The following is a 682-nucleotide window of genomic DNA, read 5'->3' on the forward strand; positions in this document are numbered from 1 at the left end:
ATGTATTCCATATCAGTCTCCTGGATGCCCAACATGGAGTTGAGCCGGAACGTAAACGATCGGCTCTAACTGCTCGTTAGGCAGGCAGTTCACCTTTTTTCTTTACAACTGAATCAGTTCCGCCGTCTTCCCTTTCTGAAGGAAGCTGTATGACCTGGTCAAGGAAATCTTCAACGCTTGGGATTGGTGGATTATTCCTGAGGTAATCCGCGCTCGAAAGGAGCGAGCAGACTTCATGGGAAGCACTGTGCGCTGGCATGAGGTACCCCCTGGAACGCGTTGTTAGGTCTCATCGCTCGACTTTTACCAGTTTGGTGCGGCCAGACGTTCCGGACTTGATGAAAACCGCAGACTTGCGGCATTGAAAATGCTTCGCCACAAGAGCGATGAGTTCTGCATTGGCTTGGCCGTCTACTGGCGGCGCTTTCAATTGAGCTACCCACGAACCATCCGAAGCTTGCACCAGGGATGAGGCTCTGGACCGAGGTTTCACTTTAATCTGCAGAGTAACAGCATGCTGATTGGTCATTATGTTCGCATGGCATTGCTTTGTTATGTATCTGGGTTCGTGGCTGAATTTCAAAATGCTAATATTTTGAACCCTATGAGGATAAGTACTATACCCCCGAACAGTTCTGCTTTACTTTCTAACCACGCACCACTTTTTGCGCCTATGAATACA

General features: G+C 48.7%; 2 protein-coding genes. Both read right to left on the bottom strand.

The window, feature by feature from the left end:
• Nucleotides 1-289 precede the first annotated feature (289 nt).
• Complete coding sequence (locus SQ11_RS15450; RefSeq protein ID WP_041515096.1) at nucleotides 290-529, bottom strand: DUF167 domain-containing protein; 240 nt, start codon at nucleotides 527-529, stop codon at nucleotides 290-292.
• 50 nt (nucleotides 530-579) lie between these two features.
• Nucleotides 580-675 (bottom strand): manganese efflux pump, encoded by a 96-nt coding sequence (locus tag SQ11_RS18120; RefSeq protein ID WP_269746060.1) that lies wholly within the window; start codon nucleotides 673-675, stop codon nucleotides 580-582.
• Nucleotides 676-682: the final 7 nt, after the last annotated feature.

It is taken from the genome of Nitrosospira sp. NpAV, from assembly GCF_000832065.1.
Lineage (GTDB): Bacteria > Pseudomonadota > Gammaproteobacteria > Burkholderiales > Nitrosomonadaceae > Nitrosospira.